Genomic DNA, 24,363 nt, shown 5'->3' on the forward strand with positions numbered 1-24,363 from the left:
AGGTACAAAGGTTACAAAGGTTACAAAGGTACAAAGGTGCAGAGGGGCAAAGGGAAAACCTTTGTCACTTTGCACCTTAATAAAACTAAAAAAAGGGATGAAACTTTTAAAGTTTCATCCCTTTTGTATTAAGTTCAATCCGGCAAAACCTTAGCCCCTCTGTACCTTTTTTAGTGAATTCAATCCAGAGAAAACCTTAGCCCCTCTGAACCTTTGCATCTCTGTACCTTTTTTAGTGAATTCAATCCAGAGAAAGCCTTAGCCTCTCTGTACCTTTTTTAGTGAATTCAATCCAGAGAAAACCTTAGCCCCTCTGAACCTCTGTACCTTAGAACCTTTTAAAAAAAAACTTATTCTAAAACCAATGCTCCCAAAGCTTCTTTGCTGAAACCTTTCAGTTCATCCGTTTTACCGGCTTTGATTTTGGCAACCCAGTTCGGATCCGATAAAAGAGGTCTTCCTACGGCCACTAAATCAAAATCACCTCTGTCGAAACGTCTGTTTAATTCTTCAAGAGAAGTAGGCTGAGAACTTTCTCCTGCAAAAGCACCGAAGAAATCTCCCGAAAGACCAACAGAACCTACCGTAATGGTTGGTGCTCCTGTAACTTTTTTAGCCCAGCCTGCAAAATTCAGATCAGAATCTTCGAATTCCGGTTCCCAGAAACGACGTTGTGAACAGTGTAAAATATCAACACCGGCATCCACAAGAGGCGTAAGCCATGCTTCTAATTCTGTTGGATTTTTAGCCAGTTTATAATTGTAATCAGAAGGTTTGAATTGAGAAAAACGCATGATAACAGCAAAATCGTTTCCGACTTGTTTTCTGATTTCCTTCACCACTTCAATAGCAAAACGATTGCGTTCTGGTAATGTTTTTCCTCCATAAATATCCTCACGCAAATTGGTTTCAGCCCTAAAGAACTGGTCAATCAAATATCCGTGTGCACCGTGGATTTCGATCGTATCAAAACCTAATCTTTTGGCATCAGCGGCCGCTTTTCCAAAAGCAAGAATCGTATCTTCAATATCTTTTTCAGACATGCTGATACCGTTTCTGAAATCAGGCCGGTTTAGTCCGGAAGGGCCTTCAAAAGGAACCGGAGGAACCCATCCGGAATGGTGGTTGTCCATAATTCCCATATGCCAGATCTGAGGCCCCATTGAACCTCCGGCAGCGTGAACTTTATCAATTACGTTTTTCCATCCTTTTAAGGATTCATCTCCATAAAAATGAGGAACATTAGCATCGTTTGATGACGAAGGCCTGCCAATTACAGTTCCTTCAGATAAGATTAAACCAACTTCACCTTCAGCTCTTTTTTCATAGTAAGCCGCTACTTCATCAGTTGGAACTCCGTTTGGAGAAAAAGAGCGCGTCATTGGCGCCATTACGATTCGGTTTTTTAAATTTAACGTTTTTAAGTTAAATGGCGAAAACAGGTTGTTTGTACTCATAGTAATTTACAAATTAGATTGAATTAATTTACTGAGTGCTTCAAAGGCACCTTCGTTGCGTTTATAGTAAGTCCATTGTCCAACGCGTTTGGCTTCTATGAACCCGGCGCGCTGTAAAATAGACAGGTATTCTGAAACTGTGGACTGTGTTAAGCCGGCTTTGGCCTGAATTTGACCCACGCAGACCCCGTGTTCAAATCCGGCATGTTGTAACTGATCCGGAAAGTTTATTTCAGGTTCTTTCAGCCATTCCAGCATTTGCAATCTGGACTTGTTAGATAATGCTTTAAAGATTTCTATATTTTCCATGGTGCAAATATATCGACTTTTCCCGATATACCAATTTAAAGAAAAATATTTAGCATAATTTTAAGATAGGGGAATTGATTAACGAAATATTGAAAGAAGTATTTATATTTGTTTACGATTGATTTCTCAAATTGGCAAAATTGTTTTTTATTTGTTTCCCGCAGATGACGCAGATTTAAAAGGATTTTTTTAAATCTTTTAATCTTTAATCTTTGGCTTCAATACAAAACTTTGCGACTTTGCGAGATTCAAAAAGCCCCAATAAAATAAACTTAATTACCTATGAAAAAAATCTACTTTGTTCTGGCTTTTACATTTTTTAACTTACTGAGCAGCAACGCTCAGGTCATTGGAGTTGAAGTAGGAGATATTGCTCCTGAAATCGATCTTCCCGATACAAAAGGAACCAATGTTGTACTTTCTTCTTTTAGAGGAGAATTAGTTTTGGTTGATTTTTGGGCATCCTGGTGCGGACCCTGCACCAAAGAACATCCGGAGCTGATTAAACTGTACAATGCTTATCCGGATAAATTTGCAATTTACAGTGTTTCTATGGATACCAAAAAACCGCTTTGGTTGGGTGCAATTGCGAAACAAAAACTTCCATGGACGCAGGTTAGTGATCTGAAATACTGGAAATCTCCGGTCGTTGCGGACTACATGCTTCAGTCGGTACCCTTAAATTTTTTAATAGATAAAAACGGAATTATCCTGGCCAAAAATATTCACGGAAATGCCCTGAATGAAATGGTCACGAGTGTATTAGAACAAAAGTAAAAGCAAACGTAAAGTCCAATGGAATCAAAACTTAGTTTAGCTGAATTCCGCGCAAGATTACAGCATAATACAGAGATTGGTTCTCTAAAAGCAACATTGGGACAGGTGAGAGTATTCCCTGTATCGGGTGCTGTTAAACCATTTTATGGACTTTTTGATGATAAAAGTTTTCACCTGACGACCAATTCAATATCGTCGTCGACACCTTTTAGCATAAAAGGAAAATACAAGAACATCAATAATACACTTAAAGTGGATTACGTTGTTGAACTCAACAATAAATTTCAGTTGCTTTGGTCAAGATATTTTCCGATCGTGCTTATACTGGCCATTACTATTTTTTTCCTTTTTTTTGCAAGAGGACTTAGGCGGGCGTCAACAATTGTTAATTTGTTTTTGCTTTTTATGGCTTTCTATTCGAGATGGAAGGAAGAGAGAAAAAGAAAAAAATTAGAACAAAAATTTCTCAGGATTTTTGAACTTAAAAAGGACTAGTACACATTTTACCATTCGGGGAAATGAAGAATGTTCAGACAAGCACGGCAAAAAACTTTCTTTGCTTTAGTTTCCTGCAGAGATCCCTCATTTCCGGAATTGACGATAGTTATAGTGGACAAAATCTACCAGCCCAAATTTTCAGATTCCAGCCAACTTGAAACCTGAAACCTGAAACTTGAAACTTTGAAACCTGAAACTTTGAAACTGCGACTTATTGAGAATCCCCATTAACTTTCCTAACGCCTCCAAAACTGGTTTTCATCATTTCCCTAATTTGAAATTGTGTTTTGCTGCGCGTAATATTTTTCCATTCCGTAAAATCAAATAAATGAATTTCATTTGCATATGGATTGGTAACGAAGAAAAGCCTTGCAATAGAATACTTATAGGGCTTTATTTCATTAGAAACATGACGATTCGGAACTATGATCAGTATGGTTTCCCACTTCAGGAAATCTTTAGGAACATCTTCTCTCTCAGTTAAGCCAAGCGACTCAAAAAAAGCAACGATTTTCTGATCATTAAGACTGTCAATCTTCTGGTCGATGCTTTTCAGGGTGCTATGAAGTGTGTTTTCATCTTTAATAACACTCATGATACGTATGGTTTTGTTTATTTTATAAGTAAAATTAAGTTAAAAGAACAATATTTGGTAAAGAAGGGCCTCTAGAATGATTCTAAATTTTTAAGCCCTAATTTTCAGGAGCAAAAAATATAAAATATTACATTTTGATGAAATACTATTATCTTAATCGGTTTAAAAACAATATTTTTATCGCTGTTTGCAAAACAATTCGCTTAACTACTCTATTTATGAAAACTATTTCTCCTCAGGGAATTCTTTTATACGTCATTTTTTTAAGCTTTTTTAATTCTTTTGGGCAAAACAAACCGGAGAGGAATTTGATTTTAATCGACAAAGACTGGCGTTTTTCCTTTGGACATTTGTCCGACACAGAAAAGGATTTCGGACATGCGACGGGCTATTTTTCCTATCTAGCAAAAACAGGATTTGGCGACGGACCGGCTGCACCGGGCTTTGATGACCGCGCCTGGAGAAAATTAGACCTGCCGCACGATTGGGTAGTGGAACAGCCTTTTAGTGAAAAAGCGAGTTTTAGCCACGGATTTAAAGCAGCCGGAAAAGGTTTTCCTGAAAAAAGTATTGGCTGGTACCGAAAAAAAATCGAAATCCCGCAATCCGATCTCGGACGGATTATTTCCTTAAAATTTGATGGTGTTTTCAGGAATTCCAAAGTTTGGTTCAATGGGCATTTCCTTGGAACGGAAGAAAGCGGGTATAACGGTTTTGAATATGATGTTACAGCCTACATTAATTACGGAGGCGAAAACACAATTGTCGTCCGTGCCGATGCATCGATGGAGGAAGGATGGTTTTACGAAGGTGCCGGAATTTACAGGCATGTTTACCTTCAAAAAACAAATCCGCTGCATGTCATCCAAAATGGAACGTATGTCAGCTCTGAAATCAAAAATGATACGGCAGAAGTCACGGCGGAAGTGACCATTGAAAACAAAGGAAATTATAAAGGGCCGCTTGAAATCGTACAAAATATCGTTGATGCATCCGGAAATCAGATCGCAACGGTTTCTGAAAATGCGACGGCACCTGATTTTTATAAAACAGCAAAATATACTTCAAAAGTAACAGTAAAAAATCCGTTGTTATGGGATATTGATTCGCCTAATTTGTATCGTTTGGTGACGCAGATCCGGCAAGGCGATAACATTCTGGATCAGTATGAGACTTCTTTCGGAATAAGAACAATTCGGTTTGATGCCGAAAAAGGTTTCTTTCTGAATGGCAAAAACATAAAACTTCAGGGCACCAATAATCATCAGGATCACGCAGGTTTAGGAACCGCGCTGCCGGATGAATTGCAATATTTCCGAATTCAGAAACTTAAGGAAATGGGTTCAAACGCCTATCGCTGTTCGCATAATCCGCCTACTCCCGAATTGCTGGAGGCCTGTGATAAACTGGGAATGCTGGTCATTGATGAAACTCGCCTGATGGGAATTAACGAGTATCACCTGAACGATCTGAAAAGAATGATAGAACGGGACCGAAACCATCCGAGTATTTTTTGTTGGTCGGTTGGAAATGAAGAGTGGAATATTGAAGGAAACATTACAGGTGAACGTATAACCAACGTCATGCAGGGCTTTTCGAAAAGTATTGATCCCACAAGACCTGTAACGGTTGCAATCAGCAGCGGTTTTAAAAGCGGAATTTCATCGGTTGTTGAAATTATGGGGTACAACTACCTTGGAAACGGGGACATTGACGCACACCACAATGAATTTAAACAACAGCCCGGAATGGGAACGGAGGAAGGTTCTACTTTTGCTACACGCGGTGTTTATTTTACAGATGATGCCAAACATTATCAGAGTGCGTATGACAAAAAGCCACGCCCGTCTTTTTACAGTATTGAAGAAGGCTGGAAGTTTTATGCGGAACGTCCTTATCTGGCCGGAATGTTTATCTGGACCGGTTTCGATTATCGTGGAGAACCAACTCCGTACGGATGGCCTTCGGTGACTTCTTACTTCGGAATGATGGATGTTTGCGGCTTTCCGAAAGACAATGTGTATTATCTTAAATCCTGGTGGGGAAAAGATCCTGTTTTGCACCTTTTGCCACATTGGAACTGGGCTGGGAGAGAAGGAAAGGAAATCGATGTCTGGGCCTATTCTAATTGCGATGAAGTCGAACTTTTTCTAAACAAAAAAAGCCTTGGAAAGAAAAAAATGGAACGTCTGGGGCACTTAGAATGGAAAGTCAAATACCAGGCAGGAACTTTGGAAGCAATCGGATATAAAGACGGCAAAAAAATATTGTCTGATGTTCAGAAAACAACAGAAATAGAAGAAAATATCAAGCTGACTGCCGATAAGCAAATTCTTCCTCATACCGACATAACGGTTGTGACGGTAGAGCTGACAGACAAAAAAGGACTTCATGTTCCGAATGCCAGTGATGAAATTAAGTTTGACGTAAAAGGAGGAAAAATTATTGGAACAGGGAATGGTAATCCGACATCACTGGAGAAAGATAAATTCCTGGATGAAATTACACTGGTTCCGATCACTAATTTTCAGGAAAGAAAAGCAACAACAGGGGATGCCTCGACACCATTATCAGCCAACACGGAGGAAGGCTGGAAAGAAGCCTTTAAAGACAGGGATTATAAAAATCAGGCACCATCTTATGCGTACCGCGGCCAGTTTGACCTGAAGAATAATGCATTAACGAATATCGTTAGTTTCTTTTATAAAAAAATCGGACTCGAGACAACCATTTTTGTCAATGGAACCAGAGTTCCGGCAAGCGCGGAAGATCCGGATAAATATATTTTAAATTCCGGTATTTTAAGAGAGGGAAAAAATACGATTCACATAGTGGCTAAGCCCCTTCAAAAATTAAAAGAATGGGATGTGATGAATACAGATCCGGGAATAATTCAAATCATCACGCCATCGGAACCCTGGAGGCGAAAACTTTTTAACGGATATGCACAACTGATCGTTCAGTCTGACGGCAGCGGAAATGATGTAGTGATTTCAGCCTCCGCCAAGCGTCTAAAGACAGGAGTTTTAACGATCAGTCCAGGCAAAAAATAAGTTGCAAAAGAGCAGCACGATTTAATTCTGTTGCTCTTTTTTAGTTAATGATCGGAAAGGATCAAATTTGTTTTTCTTTTTTTCGATTTATTAATCACCAATAAAAGCAGCGGCAAAGTCAGGACAAAAAATAAGCCAACCAGAAAAAAAGCATCCCGGTAACTCAATAGTGAGGATTGTTTCAGGATGATATTTTCCATTAGTTTTAAAGCTTTAAGTCTTGATTCATTATAAGTAAAACCTTTGTGCTGAAAGTAGCTGATATACGCATTTATTCGATCCATGGCAATGGTATTATCGGGCGTAACATTCGAAATCAGTACATTTCGATAGGCAGCAAACCGGTGGGCAACATAGGTATTGATAATAGAAACCCCAAAAGAACCACCCAATTGACGCATCATATTATTAAGGGCAGCGCCTTGTCCGACGTCTTTATCGGCTAAGGAAGAAACGGCCAGCATGGTAAGCGGCACCGTAAGTAAAGCCAATCCCAGAGCCCTGAAAATAAGCGAAGTTGATACCTCAAAAGCACTTGTATTTAAGGTGATCCCGGACATCCTCCAGTTAAAATAAATAAACAGCATAAATCCAACCGCGATAATGATCACTGGCGAAACCCCTTTTTGCAGTAAAGTTCCGCACAGTTTTAAAGCCAGCAATGCAAACAAAGCGCCGGGAAGTAAAAGTAATCCGGTCTGGTAAGGTGAAAAACTTAAAAGCCGCTGTGCCACAACCGGACTGATATAAATCGAAATAAACATTCCAAAACCCGTCACAAAAGTCAGGATTGCAGCAATACTTAATGATTTACTTTTCAGAACCCGCAGATTAACAACAGGTTTTTCTATGGTCAGTTCCCAATAGATAAAGAAAAATAGTGAAGTGACGGCAACAACGGTAAGAACAATTATGTATCTGGTTTCAAACCAATCCTCGACTTCGCCTCTTTCCAATACGGTTTGTAAGGCACCAACTCCAATGGCCAGTAAAGCAATACCTGTCCAGTCGACTTTTGTTATTTCCGGTTTGACAGCAGGTTCACGCAACAGAAAATAACACGAAATAGCCACCAGAATCCCGATTGGAATATTAATTAAAAAGATCCAGGGCCAGTCGTAGTTTTCAGTAATATAACCGCCAAGCGTTGGCCCGATGGTAGGTCCGATAAAAATTCCTGCCCCGAATAAAGCTCCGGCGGAGGATTGTTTGTCTTTCGGAAAAAGTTCAAATACAATTACCTGTGAAATCGACAACAAGGCACCACCACCAATTCCCTGAAAAAACCGGAAGAACACCAGCATCCAGATATTGGACGAATGCCCACACATAAAAGAACAAAAAGTGAATAAAATAACAGAGCCAATGTAATAATTCCGTCTGCCCAAATTCGCACTCAGAAAACTGGTAATCGGGATAATGATAACATTGGCAATGGCATAAGCGGTAATGACCCAGGATGTATCTTCAAGAGTAGCGCCCAGATTTCCGCTCATATGCGACAGTGCCACATTTACGATTGAGATATCAATCAGTTCCATGATTGCAGCAAGAATGACGGTAAAAATGAGCAGTTTTCGGTTTAGTGATGCCATATTTTTTATACCAATCGGTATATTTTTAATTAAAAAAGAAGGTATTTCAGCTAATCAAATATTGGAATTAGTGTAATTCTTTCTTGACAAGATTAGTTTTCAAAAGGTTGGAAGTGGCTCTGGCAATTAATCGGGTTTCGGCGGCATTCCAGATTTCGCATTGGGCATTCACCATTTGTTTTCCTTTTCTGATGATGGCCGTTTTGGCAATGATCGTATCTCCAACAAAAGCAGGCGTAAAATAATCTACCACAAGATTGATGGTGGTGTAAAAAGTTTCTTCATTGAGCGAAAACATCATGGCTCCGATACAATCATCGGCAATCGCGGCAGTAACGCCTCCGTGAAGGCTTTTTACCGGATTTGACATTTCTTCACGAACTACATATTTAAAAATAACACCACTTTCTTCGGCGGCCAGAACGATGGGTTTCATCCAGAGCATAAAAGGGGATGGTGAAGCTGTAAATTCCCGGTCAATGTGATTTTTTAATACTTGTAATCTTTTGTTGGTTTCCATTTGTTTATGATTATTAGTGTTTTATATTATACCATTCGGTATATTTTTAAATAAAAAAAAGTAAGCGTTATTCTAAATCGTCTATGATTTTGTGCAGTGCCAGCATAATATCGGATAAGTTGGTCAGATTTCCGGTTATTTTTGCAATCATAACCGCGCCTTCGATTATCGCAATCATCGTCAGGGCGGTTTTCTCCGGATCGATGGATTTGGCTTTGAATTCTCCGTTATTAATACCCTGTTGGATCAAATCAGTTAGTTTATCTCTCCAGGCCAGAATTGTATTTTCTACTTTTTTGCGAAGTACAGGATGCGTATCATCAGCTTCCGTAGCCGTATTGATAATGGGACAGCCGCCCTGGGTTATCCTTAAATCATAATATTCAGAGTAGAGACGGGGATAGACCAATAATTTGTCTTTAAAAGTTTTCTGCTTTTCAATTTCTTTTGCAAAGGTATCCTGCAGTTTTTTTACATTAAATTTGAATGCTGCAATGGCCACTTCATCTTTATTCTCGAAATTCCCGTAGATACTGCCTTTGGTAAGTCCTGTTGCTTCGGTAATATCACTCATGGAAGTGCCGCTGTACCCTTTCATATTAAAAATAGGGGCAGTTTTTTCAATTATAAATTGCTTTGTTCTTTCAGCCTTACTCATGATGAGGTAATTATATTGCAAATATATACCAATCGGTATTATTTATATTCTTTTTTATGAAAAAGTTTCAGGTTTCAGGTTTGAAATGCGGTTAATGCAGGTATGGGTTTAACTGCAAGGGTCGCAAGGCCTGTTTATCGGGATGCGCAAAGTTCGCAAAGCTATTCCGCTCCGGGATAAACCTGAAACCTGAAACCTGAAACCTGAAACCTGAAACCTGAAACCTGAAACCTGAAACCTGAAACCTGAAACCTGAAACCTGAAACCTGAAACCTGAAACCTGAAACCTGAAACCTGACACCTGAACTTTACAATTGGAACGCGTTTCGACTTCGCTCAACGTGACAAACGTTAAAGCTGAAGACTGAGACTGAAACTGAAAGCTGAGACTGTTCAACGTGACAAACGTTAAAGCTGAAGACTGAAAACTGAGACTGAAAACTAATTAACCTCCCTCTTATACCCCAGTTTCCAGCCGTTTTTTTCTTTAAAATAAGTCTCCGTTACGGCAACATTTCCAGCCTCTTTACCTTCCGGTTTAATCGTTCCGATATAAGTCAGAATTGCTGTATTTTCATTAGAGAAAACAATCCTGAAATCCTCGGCAGTCAGGGATTCTGTTGTAGCTTTGGGATCCGCATTAAAACTTTGCAGAAATTCATTTTTGTTCAGGTCTTTGTGATCCGCGGTCTGCAATATAAAATTAGTTGCTAAAAACGTACTGGCTGCATCAGATTTTCCTTTTGCCACAGCACGTAACAAATCATTTTCCTGTTGAGATAAAAGTTTTAGCAAAGGTTCTTCTTTAATGTATTTGGTTAATTCATAAGTAGAAACGGGTCCGTTATGCGTTGGATAAATCGTTTTTACCTTATTTTCAAGTGCAATTTTTTCAATCACTTTTAAATTTTCATCCGCCAGTTGTTTGTTTTCGTGAAAAAAATGTTCCCTTACATGATGACCGTCAGGAGCCAGTCCGCCTCTCTGGGATTTGAAGGTTCCTACAAAAGCATCACCGACAAAAAGATTTTCGCCAATCAGAATCAATAAATCACCGGGTGTATGTCCGCCTTTAATCGGGATGATTTTGCCGTTTATGCCATAAGGGGCAAGATCAATAGTCTTTTCAACAATGATATCAGGCGTAAAGGGAGGATAATTTAAGTCGGAATAGGGGCGAAGCCTGTTTCCCCAGATGCTGACATCTTCCGATTTTTGCAATTCCGTTTTACCTGTTGTAAACTTTTCCAGATCTGCCTTGCTTCCGGCGATCTTAGTTTTGAAGGTTTGCTGTAAAAACCGGGCATTTCCTGCGTGATCGCCATGGCCATGTGTCACAATAGCCAAAGTTATATCTTCAGGTTTAAAGCCTAATTTTTTTATGGAATTTACCAGACTGTCCTGATAACCTGGAACGGGAACGCCTGTGTCAATTAAAAGTAATTTACCGGAATTGCCTTTTATCAGATAGGCTTCTGAAAAATAATTACGGATATGATATACCCCGACTTTACTGTTGTCATTTTTGTTTTGTGCAGCTGCAGTAAAAGTTGTGATACACATTAGAAAGAGAAACAATAAAGAAAAACGTTCCTTACTGTTAGAATACATTGCCTTTTTCATTTTTATGATATTAAAATTATTTGTCCTTATTGACACTGCAAATCTGGGACAGAATAAGAAAAATAAAAATGAACTGGTTTAGGAAATAAGGTTGAACTGGTTTAACTTTTTGATGCTTTTCCGTTTCGGATTTTGCTGAGGTATTCGGTACTGAAGCCCAGATATGAAGCCAGGGCGTATTGCGGAACACGCTTGGCGATTGCCGCATATTTGCTCATGAATTCATCGTAACGTTCTTCGGCGGTTTTGGTAAAATTAGACAGGAGTCTTTTTTGCTGGAAGGCCAATGAGCGCTGGGTGATGATACGTTCGAATTTTTCAAGTTTGGGTATTTCTGCCAAAAACCGTTGCTCGTCTTCATAAGCGATCTGAATGAGAACTGAATCTTCCAGTGCTTCGACAAATAAAGTGGCAGGCTCCTGATAGATTAAACTGCTGTAATCCGAGATCCACCAGTCTTCTATGGCAAAAGATAAGGTGTGTTCCTTGCCTTCCTTGTCTACCAGATAACCCCTGAAAGCGCCTTTTACCACATAGCTTTTATGTTGGCATACAAAGCCGGGCTGTACAATGAACTGTCTTTTTTTGACTTTGGTAATTTTCAAAAAGCCGGCCAGATGATTTTTTTCATCATCGGTCAGATCGACGTATCTGGAAATATAATCTATTACGGGCAGTAAATCCTTCATCCGGCAAAGATAAAATATTATTTATGGATGAGGAAGTATCTGTTTTTATTCTTTAACATTTTCGGATGTAAATCTTTGTTTGAATTTCATAACTTTGCCTCATGAAGGAAAACAGTATTTCGGAACCAGTTGATTTTAATACTTCTGACTTAAAACTGAAAGGGTTTAAAGTGTACGAAGCCGGAAACGACTGTAATACCATACCTACTTATAACCGCAGGGATTTTTATAAAATCTGTATCAATACCGGCCAGAATATCATTCAGTATGCGGACAGGGGTATTGAAACTGACGGAACTATTCTGTTTTTCGGCAATCCTCATATTCCGTATTCCTGGGAAATAACTTCTGCATCTTATCACGGTTTTGCCTGTGTTTTTACCGAGGAATTCCTGAAGGTCAATGACCGCTCGGAAAGCCTTCATGAATGTCCGTTGTTTAAAATCAGCGGAACACCAATCTTTTATTTATCTGCAGAACAAAAGATATTTATAACCTCTCTTTTTCAGAAAATGATTGTAGAGCAGGATACCGATTATGTGTTTAAAGACGATTTAATCCGCAATTATATTAATCTGATTATTCATGAATCGATGAAAATGCAGCCTTCGGAAAATTTCTTTAAACATAAAAATGCTTCCGCAAGAATTACCTCTTTGTTTCTGGAGCTTTTGGAAAGACAATTTCCCATTGAAACTAAAGATCAGCCACTTGTATTGAAAAATCCGCAGGATTACGCACAAAATCTGGCGGTTCACGTCAATCACCTGAATCGTTCGGTAAAGGAAATTACAGGAAAATCGACTACAGCACACATTACCGAAAGAATTATCAGTGAAGCAAAAGCATTGTTACAGCACACGGACTGGAGTATTGCAGACATCGGATATTCCCTTGGATTTGAATATCCGAGTTATTTCAACAATTACTTCAAAAGACTTACAGGAACGGTTCCAAAATCGTTACGAATGTAAATTGTTTCAAATTCTTAATTTTTTGTTTGATTTTCATTATTTCTGATCAGATTTACCGTTGTAAATTTGCCCTCAGAATAAGGAATTATTGATCAGATTTCTTTTACCGGCTAAACATAAACTTCCATAAGCACATTCTTGCTTGATTTAGTTGCGGTACTGACAATAAAAATAAAGCTTTATAACGGTAAGGCTAAGGACAATACTCAAATAAATTTTAAATAGAAAACTAACGCAATTAACAACTAACTTTATGTCAACAAAATATACTACAGTTACTGAAGAAGGGAAAATTTCGAATTCGTATATGACCGGTGATGTTTCTTATAAAAAACAAACCAGCGACATTCATCCCGAAAATACAGTTATCAAAGATGTTGCTTTTGAACCGGGTTCGAGATGCAACTGGCATATCAATTCCAGTTTGCAGCTGTTTATAGCTACGGATGGAATTGGCTATTATCAGGAAAGAGGAAAAGGGATGAAATTAGTTCATAAAGGACAAGTATTGACAGTATTGCCCGGAGTAGAGCATTGGTACGGCGCTACGCCCTTCAGTCGTTTTTCACATATAGCAATCATTACAGAAATCGACAAAGGCAAAGGAATCTGGTTAGAGAGCGTAACGGACGAAGAATACAATAGCTTTGGGAAAAGCTACTAAGTTCCTGAGAAAAGAAAAACCTTAGAACCTTAGCATCTCAGCACCTCAGTCCCTTTAAAAAAAAAATAAACCCCTGAACATTACTGTCCAGGGGTTCCCCCAAAAAAAAATACCAATACCAATTCTATTTTTTGTCTAAATTTTGCTTAAGCATTTTAGCATGTTCCAAATGAGCGGTTAAGCCGGCAATATTATTTGATGCCCAAACTTTAACATCTTCATCTTTAGCATCCTCAGAAGCCTTTTTTAGTTTATCAATTGCTTTTTCGTGACCGTCGATCATCATATCAGCAAATTTTTTGTCAAAATCAACTCCTGATTTTTCGTTCAGTTTATTGTATTCTTCCTGACCTTCTTCAGTTAAAGAAGTTGGAAGAGTGAAATTTTTTGCTTTTGCTAATGCACTTACTTCAGAAGCAGATTTAGTGTGCTCATCAACCAACATTTTACCAAATTTTTTCACTTCTACATTTGTACTTTTGGTCTGAGCCAGTTTTCCGATTTCGATTTCAGCTAAATTTACTTCAGCGATATCTACTAAAAATTCAGAATCGTCTTTTTTATCTTCTATAGAATCAAATTTAGCTTCATTTGTATCTTCAGCAACCTCTTTCGGGTCTTCTTGTTTAGTTTCATTTTTGCAGGAATTTAGGAATATAATGATTAGTCCGGCGCCTAAAATAACTTTTCCTGCTAGTAGTAACTTTTTCATGATTTTGTGGTTTAAATGTTATGATGTAAAATTATTCAGAAGACAGAAGAATATTTTACAGCATTTTTGAAAAATGTTACAGGATTTAAATATCAGTAAATAAAAAATAGTATTTAATGAAAATGAATCCATAAAAATTATAGGTGTTTTAATAAAGGCTTTGACTTATAGCTAATTATGAAAATTTATCCAAAAATTCTATAACGTCTTTTTCGTGGTTTATCATGAATTTTGAGGAACTATACATACTTATCATAATCACTTAAAATTTATTGTCATGCCAGATCCAAGAATTAAAAACGAGGAGCAATACGAAGCACTTTTAAAAAAAGGATATAGTAAAGAAAAATCAGCACGTATTGCAAATACTCCTGATTCGGGAGAAAAAGGAGGTCACGCAAAACCTTACGAAGAATGGACAAAAGACGAATTGTACCAACAGGCCAGAAAAGTAGGCATACCGGGGCGTTCTTATATGTCTAAAAAAAATCTTATCAAATCATTGCGCAACAACTAGATTGCCAAATTAATCTTTGAGAAAATAATATGAATGCTAAAATCGCCCAGGGAAAACTAATGGAGCAATTAATAAAAACGCCCCAGTTGGTTTTAGAAAAATTAGATTTAATTTATGTAAACGATCACAAGCTTACTATACAGCGCTGTAGGGAGGGTGAAGGTTTTGTTTATAAAAAGAATGGCAGATGCGTTAAAAGGAAAAGTGAATTGAAACGCTTTAACAGTTTAGTACTTCCGCCTGCCTGGGAGAATGTAAGGATTACAGACTTAACCAACGGACACCTTCAGGCGGTAGGAACAGACGATAAAAACCGAAAACAATACCGCTATCATCCGAAGTGGAATCTGATCAGGAACCAGACGAAATTTTATAAAATAGCCGAATTCGGAAAGTTTCTTCCTAAAATCAGAAAGCAGGTCGATTTGGATCTGGAACAAAAGGAATGGAACAAAAACAAAGTAATTGCACTCGTCATCCGATTGATGGAGGAAACGCACATCAGAATTGGAAACGAAAAATACGCCAAAGACAACAGATCCTACGGGCTTTCAACCTTGCGAAAGAGACATATTAATATTGACCGCAATTCACTTCGATTTGAGTTTGTTGGGAAAAAAGGAAAACAGCATACCATCACTACCAGAAATAAACAGCTGATAAAATTAGTAAGCAGGTGTGAAGAAATCCCGGGTTGGGAAGTTTTTAAATACTATGATGAAAATGGCGAGCGAAAAGTTCTGGACAGCCATATGGTGAACGAATACCTGCATGAAATTTCCGGAAAACATTTTAGTGCGAAAGATTTCAGAACATGGGCAGCCTCCCTGATATTTTTTGAAACTTTAATGAACATAGGAATTGCAGAGGAAGAAAAAGAAATAAAAAAGAATATTTTGACCGCTATTGACATTACGGCAGAAGCACTGGGAAATACCAGAAGCGTATGCAGAAATTATTATGTGCATCCTCTAATCGTAGCAGGTTACGAAGATGGTTCTTTGGGTGAGTATTTTGATAAAGTCCGTAAAAACCGAAGCAATCAAAAATATTTTTCACGTTCAGAAGTGGTTTTTTCCGAGTTAATAGGAAGCTTTCAACCCGAATTTTCAAACGGATTGAGCTAATACTTATGTGGATTGCGTTAATGTGTCTGAATAAAAAAAAGCAATTTTGAGACGATCAAAGGAGTTCAGATTGGAAAAAAAAGCGGCACATATATCTTTTGGTAGATGTGTCGTTTTAATTTAAACAAAATTATAAAGTTATGGGAACTAAAAGTGGTGCTTATCAGGATGTATATATAAAAAGGGAGAATGAGATGGTAAGTTTAAAAAATGATGTAACAGATTTTTGTGAAAAGTACATCAGACCCGTTCATCCCGAAAATTGGGACTGGTCGGTAAGGGATTTTGAAAATCCGGAAAACGACCCAACCATTGATGAAGCAAGAGCAATTGCTGCTGTTGTTTATAATGATTTGCATGAAAATCGCGATACAGACGTGGACCTTTCGACTATGAATAATGTAGAAGCTATTAAAGCCTATTTAAATCCGAATAGCAAACACGAAAGATTTAATATGGAAGAATTTGCTTTTGCCTTAAAAGTAGAGTTAGAGCACGGAAAGATAAAGGATGTTAATGTAACGAACAACCATCCATTCCTTACTGCTATGATCGCACTGGCGCATATGACGGAAAGCCTGACGTATTACAAAAGACTCGCTGTCATGGAAGCACAGGGCGAGATCTATGAGATCATGCGTAAAATCGAAAGTTCCACTACCGGAAAAGAGGAATGGTATAAAGAACTGGGCAAAGCCGAACAGGAACTAAACGAAGCCAGATCCGGTCTCGCAGAACGCCTGGAAAGAATGGATGATATTCCTCCTTTGGAAAAAATAGGGGATTAGGTTTTATAAAATAAAAAATGCAAAAAAGCCGTTACATCTAGTAGCGGCTTTTTTAGTTCTTTCTCCTGAATTAGAATTTTCTTGGATCATTGTCCGGATAATTATCACCTGAGTCTTCTTCTTCGATTTCATCTTCTTCAAGGTCGTCTTCGAGATCATCGTCATCGTCATCCTGATCGATGTCTTCAAGATCTTTATCCGTTTCGGTAAAATCATCGTCAACATCTTTTGGATTGTCAAATTCGTCGTTTAAATCCTCCTGATCTTCATCGTGCTCGATATCACCGGGAGCATGAAAATCATCGTCCAGATCATCAATTTCATCATAATCTCCCTCATCATTAGTGATTTGTTCCTGATCCGGGATGGCTTTATTCGGATCGTAGCCATTTATGGTACGGCCATAATTTTTAACATCGCTATAATTATGGTTTCCTGTTCTTATTTCGTTATTGCTATAGAGTACTTCATTCATAATAGCATTTTGCTTGTTTAAGTTAGCAGTTCTCATTTTTTTATCTTTAGTTTCCATGATATAAAATTTTACTAGTTAGTATTACAAATCTACCATGCGTGCTGTTCTTTTTTCTTACAGAATTTTAATTGCTAATTCTATAATTAACAGGTGTTTATGTTGTAATTTAACAGAAAAACCGTGTAACAAATTCGTTTTCATTGCATGTAATTTTACCATATTAATTATAAACAAAAATTATATCATGGAAACTAAAAGTAAAAAACAGACCGCACCAAAACAAACTACAAAAGCCGGTGTAACCAAACCAAAGTCAAATGCTGCTTCCGGACTTACGGAACTTTTTGAAGATGGACTAAAAGACATTTACTGGGCAGAGAAAGCTTTAACAAAAGCAATTCCCCTAATGGCAAAAAATGCTACTTCACCTGAACTGATAGATGCCCTGACAACTCATTTAACTGAAACTGAAGAACAGATCACACGTTTAGAGCAGGTTTTTGAATCGATCGGTAAAAAAGCAAGTGCAAAAAAATGCGATGCCATGGAAGGTTTAATTGAAGAAGGTAAAGGGATTCTCGAGGAAACTGAACCTGGTGTAGTGCGAGATGCAGGAATAATTGCAGCCGCACAAAAAATTGAACATTACGAGATCGCCACTTACGGTACGTTAAGACAATTCGCGGAAACGCTGGGTCTTACTGATGCCGCTGCCTTATTGGAGCTAACATTGGATGAAGAAAAAGGAGCTGATAAAAAATTAACGGAAGTTGCCGTAGCTGCCATTAATATTGAAGCAGCAGAAGAAGATGAAAAGTAAGCTGCCTGAAAAAGAAAAAGTGTTGTTTTGGCAGCACTTTTTCTTTTATAACTATTTCTGTATCATAAAAATAGAATTCTCATGCCCGAAGGTCCGTCAATTGTAATACTTAAAGAAGAAACACAGCAGTTTTCAGGACAGAAAGTAATTTCTGTTTCCGGAAATAGTGCTGTTGATATTCAAAGAATAAAAGGCAAAACAGCCTCTTTTAAAACCTGGGGAAAACACTTTCTGATTTGTTTTGACGATTTTACAGTCAAAATCCATTTACTGATGTTTGGTACCTACAGGATTAATGAACGAAAGGAAACCACACCGCGACTGAGTCTGGTTTTTTCGAATGGTGAACTTAACTTTTACACCTGTTCGGTTAAAATTCTGGAAGGTGATATTAATCTTCATTATGACTGGAGCCGGGATATAATGAATAAGAACTGGGATCCGGAAAAAGCAAAACAAAGCCTGGATAAAATTCCAAAACAAAAAATCTGTGATGCCTTACTCGATCAGGATATCTTTTCCGGCGTGGGCAATATTATAAAAAATGAAGTTTTATACCGCTGCTACACCCATCCCGAATCGCTGGTAGGAGCAATTCCGACGGATAAAATAAAAGAATTAATAGACGAATGCTCTGTTTACAGTTTTCAGTTTTTGGAATGGAAAAAGAAATTTGAACTCAAAAAGCATTGGCTTGCACATACCAAAAGTGTTTGCCTGCGCTGCAATCTTCCGTTTATAAAAAAACATACCGGCGTAAAAAGACGAAGAAGTTTTTTTTGTACCAATTGTCAAAATTTATACCAATGAAAAGTGAACTTTTAATCGGCTGTTCCAGTTATAATAACCGTTATTGGAAAGGCATTTTCTATCCTGAAAATTTACCTGCTTCCAAATGGTTCAGTTATTATTGCGAACATTTTGATACCTACGAAATGAATGGTACTTTTTATAAATTCCCAACCATAAGAATATTCGAAAACTGGTATAAAAAAGTACCGGAAAATTTCGTTTTCTCCGTAAAAGCACCAAAAGAAATCACGCACATTAAAAAATTTTCGGATTGCGAAACACTGCTTTCTGATTTCTATACTATTTGTGAAACCGGTTTGCAGGATAAATTAGGCCCGATACTATTTCAATTGCCTCCGAGTTATGATTTTAGTGAAGAAAAACTTCAGGCCATTCTAAAATCACTCGATACAAAATTTATGAATGTGATTGAATTTAGGCATAAAAGCTGGTGGAATCAGCAGGTCTGGGATGCTTTGGCACAAAATAAAATTACTTTTTGCAGTGTCAGTTATCCGGGATTGCCGGATGTTATTTTAACCGGATTCCCAATGGTTTACGTTCGACTGCATGGTGATCAGAAATTGTTTTATTCCGGGTATTCAGAAGAAAAATTAAAAGGAATAAAAGAGGAAATTTCAGAAAGTGGCAAGAAGGCTTTTGTCTACTTTAATAATACAGCAGGAACCGAAGGGATTTTGAATGCGCTGGCCTTTAAAGAACTGTAATTTGTTTTAAAATGGCTTAATAAGAAAAGCAAAAAGTCATAACGACAAAGGAGCAATCATATTCCCGCAGCTGCCGGTTATGATTGCTCCTTTGTCTGAAATGACAAAAACGACAGGAATTTACAATTTCAAAGTTCCTTCAATCCCGTCATCCATTGTTTTTCCGCTTACAAATGCAGCTGTCATTTTTGCAATGGCAACCACTTTTCCGTGTTTATTGTTCCAGTAGTAACCATCTTCAGGTACTACTTTTATCACGCATAAATTCGGATCATCTATTCCGCCTGGCATCCACACTTTTACAATCGGGTCCCATAATTCTTCTATGATTTCGCGTTTGTAAAGTATTGTCGCTGTTCCGTGTAAGGTTAAAAACTTATCATGCGGTGCAGCAAAAAAGATTTCTACCAGAGGATTTAAGGTAATTTCAGCATTCTGACTGCTGTTTCGGTCTGACAAAAACCATAGTTGTCCCAGGTCATCAATTTTCTGAACAGACATTGGTCGCGATTGCAGTCGGGTTTCTTTATACGTACAAAACATACATGTTTTTATGTCTTCTGCCAGATCTTTTATTTTATCTGCAGCAAGTTCATCTGTAAGGTCTTTATGATCTCCCATAACTTTATTTTTTTAATTGGTTATTAATGTAATTTTCATAAAAATTATGATTTAAAATCAAAATTTCTGATAAGCGTTTTATAATTATAAAGTTGCTGTTTTTGTTTTTTTTCGGGTTACAGAATTTTGCTTTTTAATTATGAGATTTCAATTCGGTTTTTTGTCAGAATTTAAAAACAAATTGTTAAATAGTTTTATTTGAATTATATTTGGGGTATAAAAGCTATTTCCTGCAAACAATGACAGATTTTACTATATTCTATACAGATGACGATGAAGATGATTTGAGCATTTTTACAGATGCGGTAGAATCTTTGCCTAAGAAAATACAACTCCAAACATACAGTGGAGGCGAAAAATTACTCAAAGCAATTTACAATCCGCCGCCAACCCCAAATATGGTTTTTTTAGATTTGAATATGCCCGGTAAAAATGGTTTTGATGTTTTGACGGAGCTTAGAAATTCTGAAGAAAAAGGAGATATTCCTATTATTATTTTTTCCACTTCAAACGAACCACGCATTATTGAAAAGTGCCGTACACTAGGAGCTAATTATTTCATAACGAAACCTGTTTTAATGCAGGACATTATAAAATCTATTGCTCATGCTTTGGAAATTGACTGGAAAAAATTCATTCCTGATTCTAAAAATTTCGTTTATAAATTATAAAATTTTGCAAAATATAGAAAAGCCAAACTGCCGTAGTTTGGCTTTTTTTATGCACGAATAAAATTTACATAAATCTTCAATAAATTGTAAGACAGTTTTTTAAAGTAGTGCATCATTTGCAATTGCCTGATGCCTTCATAAAAAATATCCCTTTGCGATGAACTCGCAAGAATTGGTTTTAAATGAGCTAAAATTTAAATGTATTGAGTTAAGCTTTTTTGGTTGTATTGCTGAAATTTGGATAACAGATTGCAAAACATACTAAAAATAAAGATCATGAAAAGAGAATATTCAAAAAACGAAACCGACTATATCAAAAAATATCAGGACGAAGGATATACCTGTAACTTTCTGTTTCAGGATGGAAGCTTAATAGATTCAGAAACTAAGTACAGTTATCCGCCGGAAGAAATATTTATTGTTGCTCACCATCGTTATGAAGGAATGAGTGATCCTGATGATATGTCTATATTATATGTAATAGAAACCAAAGATGAGAAAAAAGGAACTCATCTGATAGGATACGGACCAACTGCCGATTTGGAAGAGGCAGAATTCTTTAAGGATATTCCGAAAAAGAATTACTCTAAAAATGCAGACATTAATGAAATTGCTTCAGAGTAATTTTATTAAAAAAAGTGTGCTCCATAAAAAGAGATAACTATTTTATTTTGCTGGAAAAGAGCAGTTATTCGGGATAAATTTCTGAGTAACTGCTTTTTATTTAGAAGACCACTAAAGTATGAATTTACGCGCAACTACAAATTTTGAAATATATCTGCAAAATTGTATAACAATTTGATTAGCAACAATAACGAAATTTGAATTATCAAAAGCGACAAAAAAACCAAAAATGGTTTTGTACGTAATTTAATACTAACCGTTTTTCTTAAACTAAATCAAAATGAAAAAACTATACTTAAATACTGGTGGAATCAACACAATCTTTACTGATCTTGAAAATTCATTTGAGGGAACTTTAACGAATGATAATAATGACTATAATTTAGCTGTAAATTCTAAATGGGCAAAAGGTACTATTAGCGGAATGAGTTTTCAAAACAAAATGTCTTACATACAATTTGATATGATTTTTTCTGATGAAGTAACTTTAAGTATAGAATCTTTTCATTGTGCCCCGGTTTTTTTCGCCTATTGCTCCGCCGGAAACCTGAAACATACTTTTGGTGCAAATGGAAATGCGACCAGCCTGAAAAAAGGACAGTCCGGAATTATGAGTAACAATACCACAATTAATAATGTATTGTATTTTGAAAGAAACAAGCCCGTTAAGATTTTATTAATCGGTGTTCCTACAGCAACCTTTCAGATCGACGAAAATGCCGATTTGCTTTCAAAAATGTCCAAAATGTTTGTCAATTCCGGTGGGAATTACATGTATGTTGGGGCTCAAAACCATAAAATTGCCGAAAAACTAATTGAGTTTGACCGTATTCCTCAAAAAGGAATCGTTAAAAACCTGCTTAAAGAAAGTATCCTTAACAGTATTGTGGAAATTGAAGTAGTGCAGCACAGTTCTAACTATAGTTCACTGATTACACCAATATTAGATTTGGCTACAAAGCAAATCGATGAAATCAGAAAAATTTCAAATGTAAATATTTCCGAAGTTTTAACTTCAATTGGACATGCAGGGAAAAATTTTCCAAGATTTTTCAGAGAGAAATATCAGCTTATCAACAAATACTCTCAAAATTCGCTAGCTAAGACAGCCTAACATATCCTTAACTTGTATGACAAAAAAACAGCTTAAAACAAGCTGTTTTTTTTGTGCTTTTATTTTTCCTTTTCGTAATAAATTATAAAATAAACCATTATTAAATTGAGAAGGAGGGAAATGCTATTGGTAATAATGATAGGAAGGTCGTCTTTAAGAAAGCCATACACGACCCAGACTGCAATGCCAAAAGTGAGGACACTAAAAGTTAAAAGCGAAATTTCTTTTACCTTTTTGGTTTTCCATACTTTTAAAATCTGGGGAATTACCGAAAGGGTCACACATGTACCAGCGAGAAGTCCAACAACGTTAGTGAAATCCATATCTTTTATTTTTTAGAATCTAACAGGAGAAATTAATTGGAAAGGTTTTTCTAAAATTAGCACTAAATTTTGCCGGGCATTAACTGTATTACCACAAAAATTACCGTAATAAAAATACTTGTTTTTCTATTTTGTGCGAAAATACAGTTATAAAATAATCACATTAAAAGTGTAAGGCTATTTTAATAAGTTACCAATCATCAGAGATTAAATTAATTGGATTCAAACATGGGAATTATGAAACTATTTTTGATTATGATAAAAAAGGCTTTTCATTTTTTTTTATAAATTTGGAAGTTTGTCGGCTGTTTTTTGCAAAATGGCCGGTATTTACAGCAACAAAAAATCATTCAAAACTTAATTTTATTTTTAAATTTTAACCCGTAACGCTTTACCCCAATCAAATGATATTAATCGTAGATGATATTAAGGCTAATATAATTGCCTTAAAAAAAACGCTGGAGCTGCATGACATAGAAGTAGACACAGCAGAGTCTGGTGAAGAAGCGTTGAAGAAAATATTAAAAACTAATTATTGCCTGATTATAATGGATGTTCAGATGCCGGGTCTGGATGGTTTTGAAGTCGTTAAAATTCTTTCCGGCAATAAACGGACAAAAGAAATTCCCGTAATCTTTTTGTCTGCCATCAGCATCGAAAAAAAATACATTTTTAAAGGATACGAAACAGGTGCTGTCGACTATGTTACCAAACCGGTTGATATAGATTTACTTATTTTAAAAGTAAAAACCTTCATCAAAATTTACGAGCAGAAAAATGAATTGAGAGTGATGAAAGATTTACTTTCAAAAGAAATCAAAATTCGAAAAGAAGCTCAGGATAACCTCGAAATCAAAATTGCGGAGCGCACCAAAGAACTCGTTTTGAAAAACGAAGAACTGGAGCTCAAAAACCATGAACTGCAGCAATTTTCCTGGGTAGTTTCCCATGATTTGAATGAACCGATACGGAAGATTCAGATTTTTATTAAAATTATAAAAGAACTTTACTTAGTAGACGACGAAAAAGCAATTGATTATGTAGATCGTACGGTTAAGTCTGCAGAAAGGATGCAAACCCTTATTACAGACCTGCTCGCTTATTCCAGGTTATCGTCAAAAGTAGAACCTGAAAAAACAGATCTGAATGTTGTTTTACAAGAGGTCCTTTCTGATTTTGATTATTTGATAGAGCGTAAAAACGCAGTTATAAAAACAAGCGAACTGCCTGTAATAGACAGTATTCCAAGTCAGCTGAGGCAGGTTTTCCAGAACCTTATCGGGAACGCCCTTAAGTTCTCCGGAAATGTCGAAACTCCCGTTATTAAGATTACTTCAGAATTAATAAAAACAAAAGATTTTGACGGTGAGGTTTCGCCGGACGGAAAATATTGCCGGATTATCGTTGCAGACAACGGAATTGGTTTTGATGAAATTTACCTGGATCGTATTTTTATTATTTTCCAGAGTTTAAATGATCGCCAGACTTATGAAGGTACCGGAATCGGACTTGCAATTGCCAAAAAAATTATTGAAAAACACAACGGATTAATAACCGCCAAAAGTCAATCCGGTAAGGGAGCCAGTTTTATCATGGTCCTGCCATTAAAATATGAGAATTAAAATTAAATGGATTTAAA

The 24,363-nt window shown here is 36.8% G+C and carries 28 protein-coding genes; 15 read left to right on the top strand and 13 right to left on the bottom strand.

The annotated features are described in order from the left end of the window. Positions 1–350: 350 nt before the first annotated feature. Complete coding sequence (locus tag LPB89_RS05645; RefSeq protein WP_230700795.1) at positions 351–1,457, bottom strand: NADH:flavin oxidoreductase; 1,107 nt, start codon at positions 1,455–1,457, stop codon at positions 351–353. A 6-nt stretch (positions 1,458–1,463) separates the two neighbouring features. Next, positions 1,464–1,766, bottom strand: coding sequence for a helix-turn-helix transcriptional regulator (locus LPB89_RS05650; protein WP_127337434.1), 303 nt, complete (start codon positions 1,764–1,766; stop codon positions 1,464–1,466). Positions 1,767–2,048: 282 nt separating this feature from the next. On the opposite strand from LPB89_RS05650, the gene LPB89_RS05655 reads away from it, so the two are divergent. Next, positions 2,049–2,543: a TlpA disulfide reductase family protein gene (locus LPB89_RS05655; protein WP_230700796.1), complete on the top strand. Its 495-nt coding sequence runs from the start codon at positions 2,049–2,051 to the stop codon at positions 2,541–2,543. Between the two features lie 18 nt (positions 2,544–2,561). Next, the gene (locus LPB89_RS05660; RefSeq protein ID WP_230700797.1) at positions 2,562–3,038 is read left to right on the top strand and encodes a hypothetical protein; all 477 of its coding nucleotides are present in this window, start codon (positions 2,562–2,564) and stop codon (positions 3,036–3,038) included. 214 nt (positions 3,039–3,252) lie between these two features. Here the strand turns inward: LPB89_RS05660 and LPB89_RS05665 are convergent, their stop codons facing one another. Continuing rightward, positions 3,253–3,636: a hypothetical protein gene (locus LPB89_RS05665; RefSeq protein WP_230700798.1), complete on the bottom strand. Its 384-nt coding sequence runs from the start codon at positions 3,634–3,636 to the stop codon at positions 3,253–3,255. A gap of 218 nt (positions 3,637–3,854) precedes the next feature. Between LPB89_RS05665 and galA the strand changes: the two genes are divergently transcribed. Further along, positions 3,855–6,689 (top strand): beta-galactosidase GalA, encoded by a 2,835-nt coding sequence (gene galA / locus LPB89_RS05670; RefSeq protein ID WP_230700799.1) that lies wholly within the window; start codon positions 3,855–3,857, stop codon positions 6,687–6,689. Between the two features lie 44 nt (positions 6,690–6,733). Here the strand turns inward: galA and LPB89_RS05675 are convergent, their stop codons facing one another. From LPB89_RS05675 to LPB89_RS05700, 6 genes are all read right to left on the bottom strand, one after another. Continuing rightward, a complete protein-coding gene (locus tag LPB89_RS05675) occupies positions 6,734–8,284 on the bottom strand; it encodes a DHA2 family efflux MFS transporter permease subunit (RefSeq protein ID WP_230700800.1) in 1,551 nt (516 codons plus the stop codon). Positions 8,285–8,351: 67 nt separating this feature from the next. Then, positions 8,352–8,804: a PaaI family thioesterase gene (locus LPB89_RS05680; RefSeq protein WP_230700801.1), complete on the bottom strand. Its 453-nt coding sequence runs from the start codon at positions 8,802–8,804 to the stop codon at positions 8,352–8,354. Between the two features lie 67 nt (positions 8,805–8,871). Then, positions 8,872–9,462, bottom strand: coding sequence for a TetR/AcrR family transcriptional regulator (locus LPB89_RS05685; protein ID WP_230700802.1), 591 nt, complete (start codon positions 9,460–9,462; stop codon positions 8,872–8,874). A gap of 91 nt (positions 9,463–9,553) precedes the next feature. After that, a complete protein-coding gene (locus LPB89_RS05690; protein ID WP_230700803.1) occupies positions 9,554–9,802 on the bottom strand; it encodes a hypothetical protein in 249 nt (82 codons plus the stop codon). A 101-nt stretch (positions 9,803–9,903) separates the two neighbouring features. Next, positions 9,904–11,085 (bottom strand): MBL fold metallo-hydrolase, encoded by a 1,182-nt coding sequence (locus tag LPB89_RS05695; RefSeq protein WP_230700804.1) that lies wholly within the window; start codon positions 11,083–11,085, stop codon positions 9,904–9,906. Between the two features lie 101 nt (positions 11,086–11,186). Then, the gene (locus tag LPB89_RS05700) at positions 11,187–11,774 is read right to left on the bottom strand and encodes a Crp/Fnr family transcriptional regulator (RefSeq protein ID WP_230700805.1); all 588 of its coding nucleotides are present in this window, start codon (positions 11,772–11,774) and stop codon (positions 11,187–11,189) included. A 101-nt stretch (positions 11,775–11,875) separates the two neighbouring features. Between LPB89_RS05700 and LPB89_RS05705 the strand changes: the two genes are divergently transcribed. After that, positions 11,876–12,748: an AraC family transcriptional regulator gene (locus LPB89_RS05705; protein WP_230700806.1), complete on the top strand. Its 873-nt coding sequence runs from the start codon at positions 11,876–11,878 to the stop codon at positions 12,746–12,748. Between the two features lie 253 nt (positions 12,749–13,001). Next, entirely contained in the window at positions 13,002–13,412 is a 411-nt protein-coding gene (locus tag LPB89_RS05710) for a cupin domain-containing protein (protein ID WP_230700807.1), read from the top strand. A 124-nt stretch (positions 13,413–13,536) separates the two neighbouring features. On the opposite strand, the gene LPB89_RS05715 is transcribed toward LPB89_RS05710, so the two are convergent. Then, positions 13,537–14,124, bottom strand: coding sequence for a DUF4142 domain-containing protein (locus LPB89_RS05715; protein ID WP_230700808.1), 588 nt, complete (start codon positions 14,122–14,124; stop codon positions 13,537–13,539). Positions 14,125–14,401: 277 nt separating this feature from the next. Between LPB89_RS05715 and LPB89_RS05720 the strand changes: the two genes are divergently transcribed. From LPB89_RS05720 to LPB89_RS05730, 3 genes are all read left to right on the top strand, one after another. Then, positions 14,402–14,641 (top strand): Rho termination factor, encoded by a 240-nt coding sequence (locus LPB89_RS05720; RefSeq protein WP_230700809.1) that lies wholly within the window; start codon positions 14,402–14,404, stop codon positions 14,639–14,641. 29 nt (positions 14,642–14,670) lie between these two features. Continuing rightward, a complete protein-coding gene (locus LPB89_RS05725; RefSeq protein WP_230700810.1) occupies positions 14,671–15,768 on the top strand; it encodes a DNA topoisomerase IB in 1,098 nt (365 codons plus the stop codon). A 140-nt stretch (positions 15,769–15,908) separates the two neighbouring features. Continuing rightward, positions 15,909–16,556, top strand: coding sequence for a DUF5661 family protein (locus tag LPB89_RS05730; RefSeq protein ID WP_230700811.1), 648 nt, complete (start codon positions 15,909–15,911; stop codon positions 16,554–16,556). Positions 16,557–16,626: 70 nt separating this feature from the next. Here the strand turns inward: LPB89_RS05730 and LPB89_RS05735 are convergent, their stop codons facing one another. Next, positions 16,627–17,088, bottom strand: a complete 462-nt coding sequence (locus LPB89_RS05735; RefSeq protein WP_230700812.1) for a hypothetical protein — start codon at positions 17,086–17,088, stop codon at positions 16,627–16,629. Between the two features lie 187 nt (positions 17,089–17,275). On the opposite strand from LPB89_RS05735, the gene LPB89_RS05740 reads away from it, so the two are divergent. The 3 genes from LPB89_RS05740 to LPB89_RS05750 all read left to right on the top strand — a co-directional run bounded on the left by LPB89_RS05740 (position 17,276) and on the right by LPB89_RS05750 (position 19,371). Beyond that, positions 17,276–17,851 carry a ferritin-like domain-containing protein gene (locus LPB89_RS05740; protein WP_230700813.1) on the top strand — a complete coding sequence of 192 codons (576 nt, stop codon included), beginning with the start codon at positions 17,276–17,278 and terminating at the stop codon, positions 17,849–17,851. Between the two features lie 81 nt (positions 17,852–17,932). After that, positions 17,933–18,661 (top strand): endonuclease, encoded by a 729-nt coding sequence (locus tag LPB89_RS05745; protein ID WP_230700814.1) that lies wholly within the window; start codon positions 17,933–17,935, stop codon positions 18,659–18,661. Continuing rightward, entirely contained in the window at positions 18,658–19,371 is a 714-nt protein-coding gene (locus LPB89_RS05750) for a DUF72 domain-containing protein (RefSeq protein WP_230700815.1), read from the top strand. Before LPB89_RS05745 ends, LPB89_RS05750 begins: the two co-directional genes overlap by 4 nt. Positions 19,372–19,491: 120 nt before the next feature. On the opposite strand, the gene LPB89_RS05755 is transcribed toward LPB89_RS05750, so the two are convergent. Beyond that, positions 19,492–19,992 (bottom strand): pyridoxamine 5'-phosphate oxidase family protein, encoded by a 501-nt coding sequence (locus LPB89_RS05755; protein ID WP_230700816.1) that lies wholly within the window; start codon positions 19,990–19,992, stop codon positions 19,492–19,494. Between the two features lie 239 nt (positions 19,993–20,231). Between LPB89_RS05755 and LPB89_RS05760 the strand changes: the two genes are divergently transcribed. The 3 genes from LPB89_RS05760 to LPB89_RS05770 all read left to right on the top strand — a co-directional run bounded on the left by LPB89_RS05760 (position 20,232) and on the right by LPB89_RS05770 (position 22,401). Continuing rightward, complete coding sequence (locus LPB89_RS05760; RefSeq protein WP_230700817.1) at positions 20,232–20,663, top strand: response regulator; 432 nt, start codon at positions 20,232–20,234, stop codon at positions 20,661–20,663. Between the two features lie 276 nt (positions 20,664–20,939). Continuing rightward, positions 20,940–21,287, top strand: a complete 348-nt coding sequence (locus LPB89_RS05765; RefSeq protein ID WP_230700818.1) for a hypothetical protein — start codon at positions 20,940–20,942, stop codon at positions 21,285–21,287. 280 nt (positions 21,288–21,567) lie between these two features. Beyond that, positions 21,568–22,401, top strand: coding sequence for a hypothetical protein (locus tag LPB89_RS05770; protein ID WP_230700819.1), 834 nt, complete (start codon positions 21,568–21,570; stop codon positions 22,399–22,401). Positions 22,402–22,460: 59 nt separating this feature from the next. Here the strand turns inward: LPB89_RS05770 and LPB89_RS05775 are convergent, their stop codons facing one another. Further along, positions 22,461–22,724, bottom strand: coding sequence for a SemiSWEET family sugar transporter (locus LPB89_RS05775; RefSeq protein ID WP_230700820.1), 264 nt, complete (start codon positions 22,722–22,724; stop codon positions 22,461–22,463). Between the two features lie 404 nt (positions 22,725–23,128). Here LPB89_RS05775 and LPB89_RS05780 point away from each other — a divergent pair, with 404 nt between their 5' ends. Further along, complete coding sequence (locus tag LPB89_RS05780) at positions 23,129–24,346, top strand: response regulator (RefSeq protein WP_230700821.1); 1,218 nt, start codon at positions 23,129–23,131, stop codon at positions 24,344–24,346. Positions 24,347–24,363 lie beyond the last annotated feature (17 nt).

The sequence above is a fragment of the Flavobacterium sp. ENC genome (assembly GCF_020991415.1).
GTDB lineage: Bacteria > Bacteroidota > Bacteroidia > Flavobacteriales > Flavobacteriaceae > Flavobacterium.

Bases quoted from the DNA above. Each gene is read 5' to 3' on its own strand.
- LPB89_RS05645 (WP_230700795.1), bottom strand. From the start codon at position 1,457: ATGAGTACAAACAACCTGTTTTCGCCATTTAACTTAAAAACGTTAAAT.
- LPB89_RS05650 (WP_127337434.1), bottom strand. From the start codon at position 1,766: ATGGAAAATATAGAAATCTTTAAAGCATTATCTAACAAGTCCAGATTG.
- LPB89_RS05655 (WP_230700796.1), top strand. From the start codon at position 2,049: ATGAAAAAAATCTACTTTGTTCTGGCTTTTACATTTTTTAACTTACTG.
- LPB89_RS05660 (WP_230700797.1), top strand. From the start codon at position 2,562: ATGGAATCAAAACTTAGTTTAGCTGAATTCCGCGCAAGATTACAGCAT.
- LPB89_RS05665 (WP_230700798.1), bottom strand. From the start codon at position 3,636: ATGAGTGTTATTAAAGATGAAAACACACTTCATAGCACCCTGAAAAGC.
- galA (WP_230700799.1), top strand. From the start codon at position 3,855: ATGAAAACTATTTCTCCTCAGGGAATTCTTTTATACGTCATTTTTTTA.
- LPB89_RS05675 (WP_230700800.1), bottom strand. From the start codon at position 8,284: ATGGCATCACTAAACCGAAAACTGCTCATTTTTACCGTCATTCTTGCT.
- LPB89_RS05680 (WP_230700801.1), bottom strand. From the start codon at position 8,804: ATGGAAACCAACAAAAGATTACAAGTATTAAAAAATCACATTGACCGG.
- LPB89_RS05685 (WP_230700802.1), bottom strand. From the start codon at position 9,462: ATGAGTAAGGCTGAAAGAACAAAGCAATTTATAATTGAAAAAACTGCC.
- LPB89_RS05695 (WP_230700804.1), bottom strand. From the start codon at position 11,085: ATGAAAAAGGCAATGTATTCTAACAGTAAGGAACGTTTTTCTTTATTG.
- LPB89_RS05700 (WP_230700805.1), bottom strand. From the start codon at position 11,774: ATGAAGGATTTACTGCCCGTAATAGATTATATTTCCAGATACGTCGAT.
- LPB89_RS05705 (WP_230700806.1), top strand. From the start codon at position 11,876: ATGAAGGAAAACAGTATTTCGGAACCAGTTGATTTTAATACTTCTGAC.
- LPB89_RS05710 (WP_230700807.1), top strand. From the start codon at position 13,002: ATGTCAACAAAATATACTACAGTTACTGAAGAAGGGAAAATTTCGAAT.
- LPB89_RS05715 (WP_230700808.1), bottom strand. From the start codon at position 14,124: ATGAAAAAGTTACTACTAGCAGGAAAAGTTATTTTAGGCGCCGGACTA.
- LPB89_RS05720 (WP_230700809.1), top strand. From the start codon at position 14,402: ATGCCAGATCCAAGAATTAAAAACGAGGAGCAATACGAAGCACTTTTA.
- LPB89_RS05725 (WP_230700810.1), top strand. From the start codon at position 14,671: ATGAATGCTAAAATCGCCCAGGGAAAACTAATGGAGCAATTAATAAAA.
- LPB89_RS05730 (WP_230700811.1), top strand. From the start codon at position 15,909: ATGGGAACTAAAAGTGGTGCTTATCAGGATGTATATATAAAAAGGGAG.
- LPB89_RS05735 (WP_230700812.1), bottom strand. From the start codon at position 17,088: ATGGAAACTAAAGATAAAAAAATGAGAACTGCTAACTTAAACAAGCAA.
- LPB89_RS05740 (WP_230700813.1), top strand. From the start codon at position 17,276: ATGGAAACTAAAAGTAAAAAACAGACCGCACCAAAACAAACTACAAAA.
- LPB89_RS05745 (WP_230700814.1), top strand. From the start codon at position 17,933: ATGCCCGAAGGTCCGTCAATTGTAATACTTAAAGAAGAAACACAGCAG.
- LPB89_RS05750 (WP_230700815.1), top strand. From the start codon at position 18,658: ATGAAAAGTGAACTTTTAATCGGCTGTTCCAGTTATAATAACCGTTAT.
- LPB89_RS05755 (WP_230700816.1), bottom strand. From the start codon at position 19,992: ATGGGAGATCATAAAGACCTTACAGATGAACTTGCTGCAGATAAAATA.
- LPB89_RS05760 (WP_230700817.1), top strand. From the start codon at position 20,232: ATGACAGATTTTACTATATTCTATACAGATGACGATGAAGATGATTTG.
- LPB89_RS05765 (WP_230700818.1), top strand. From the start codon at position 20,940: ATGAAAAGAGAATATTCAAAAAACGAAACCGACTATATCAAAAAATAT.
- LPB89_RS05770 (WP_230700819.1), top strand. From the start codon at position 21,568: ATGAAAAAACTATACTTAAATACTGGTGGAATCAACACAATCTTTACT.
- LPB89_RS05775 (WP_230700820.1), bottom strand. From the start codon at position 22,724: ATGGATTTCACTAACGTTGTTGGACTTCTCGCTGGTACATGTGTGACC.
- LPB89_RS05780 (WP_230700821.1), top strand. From the start codon at position 23,129: ATGATATTAATCGTAGATGATATTAAGGCTAATATAATTGCCTTAAAA.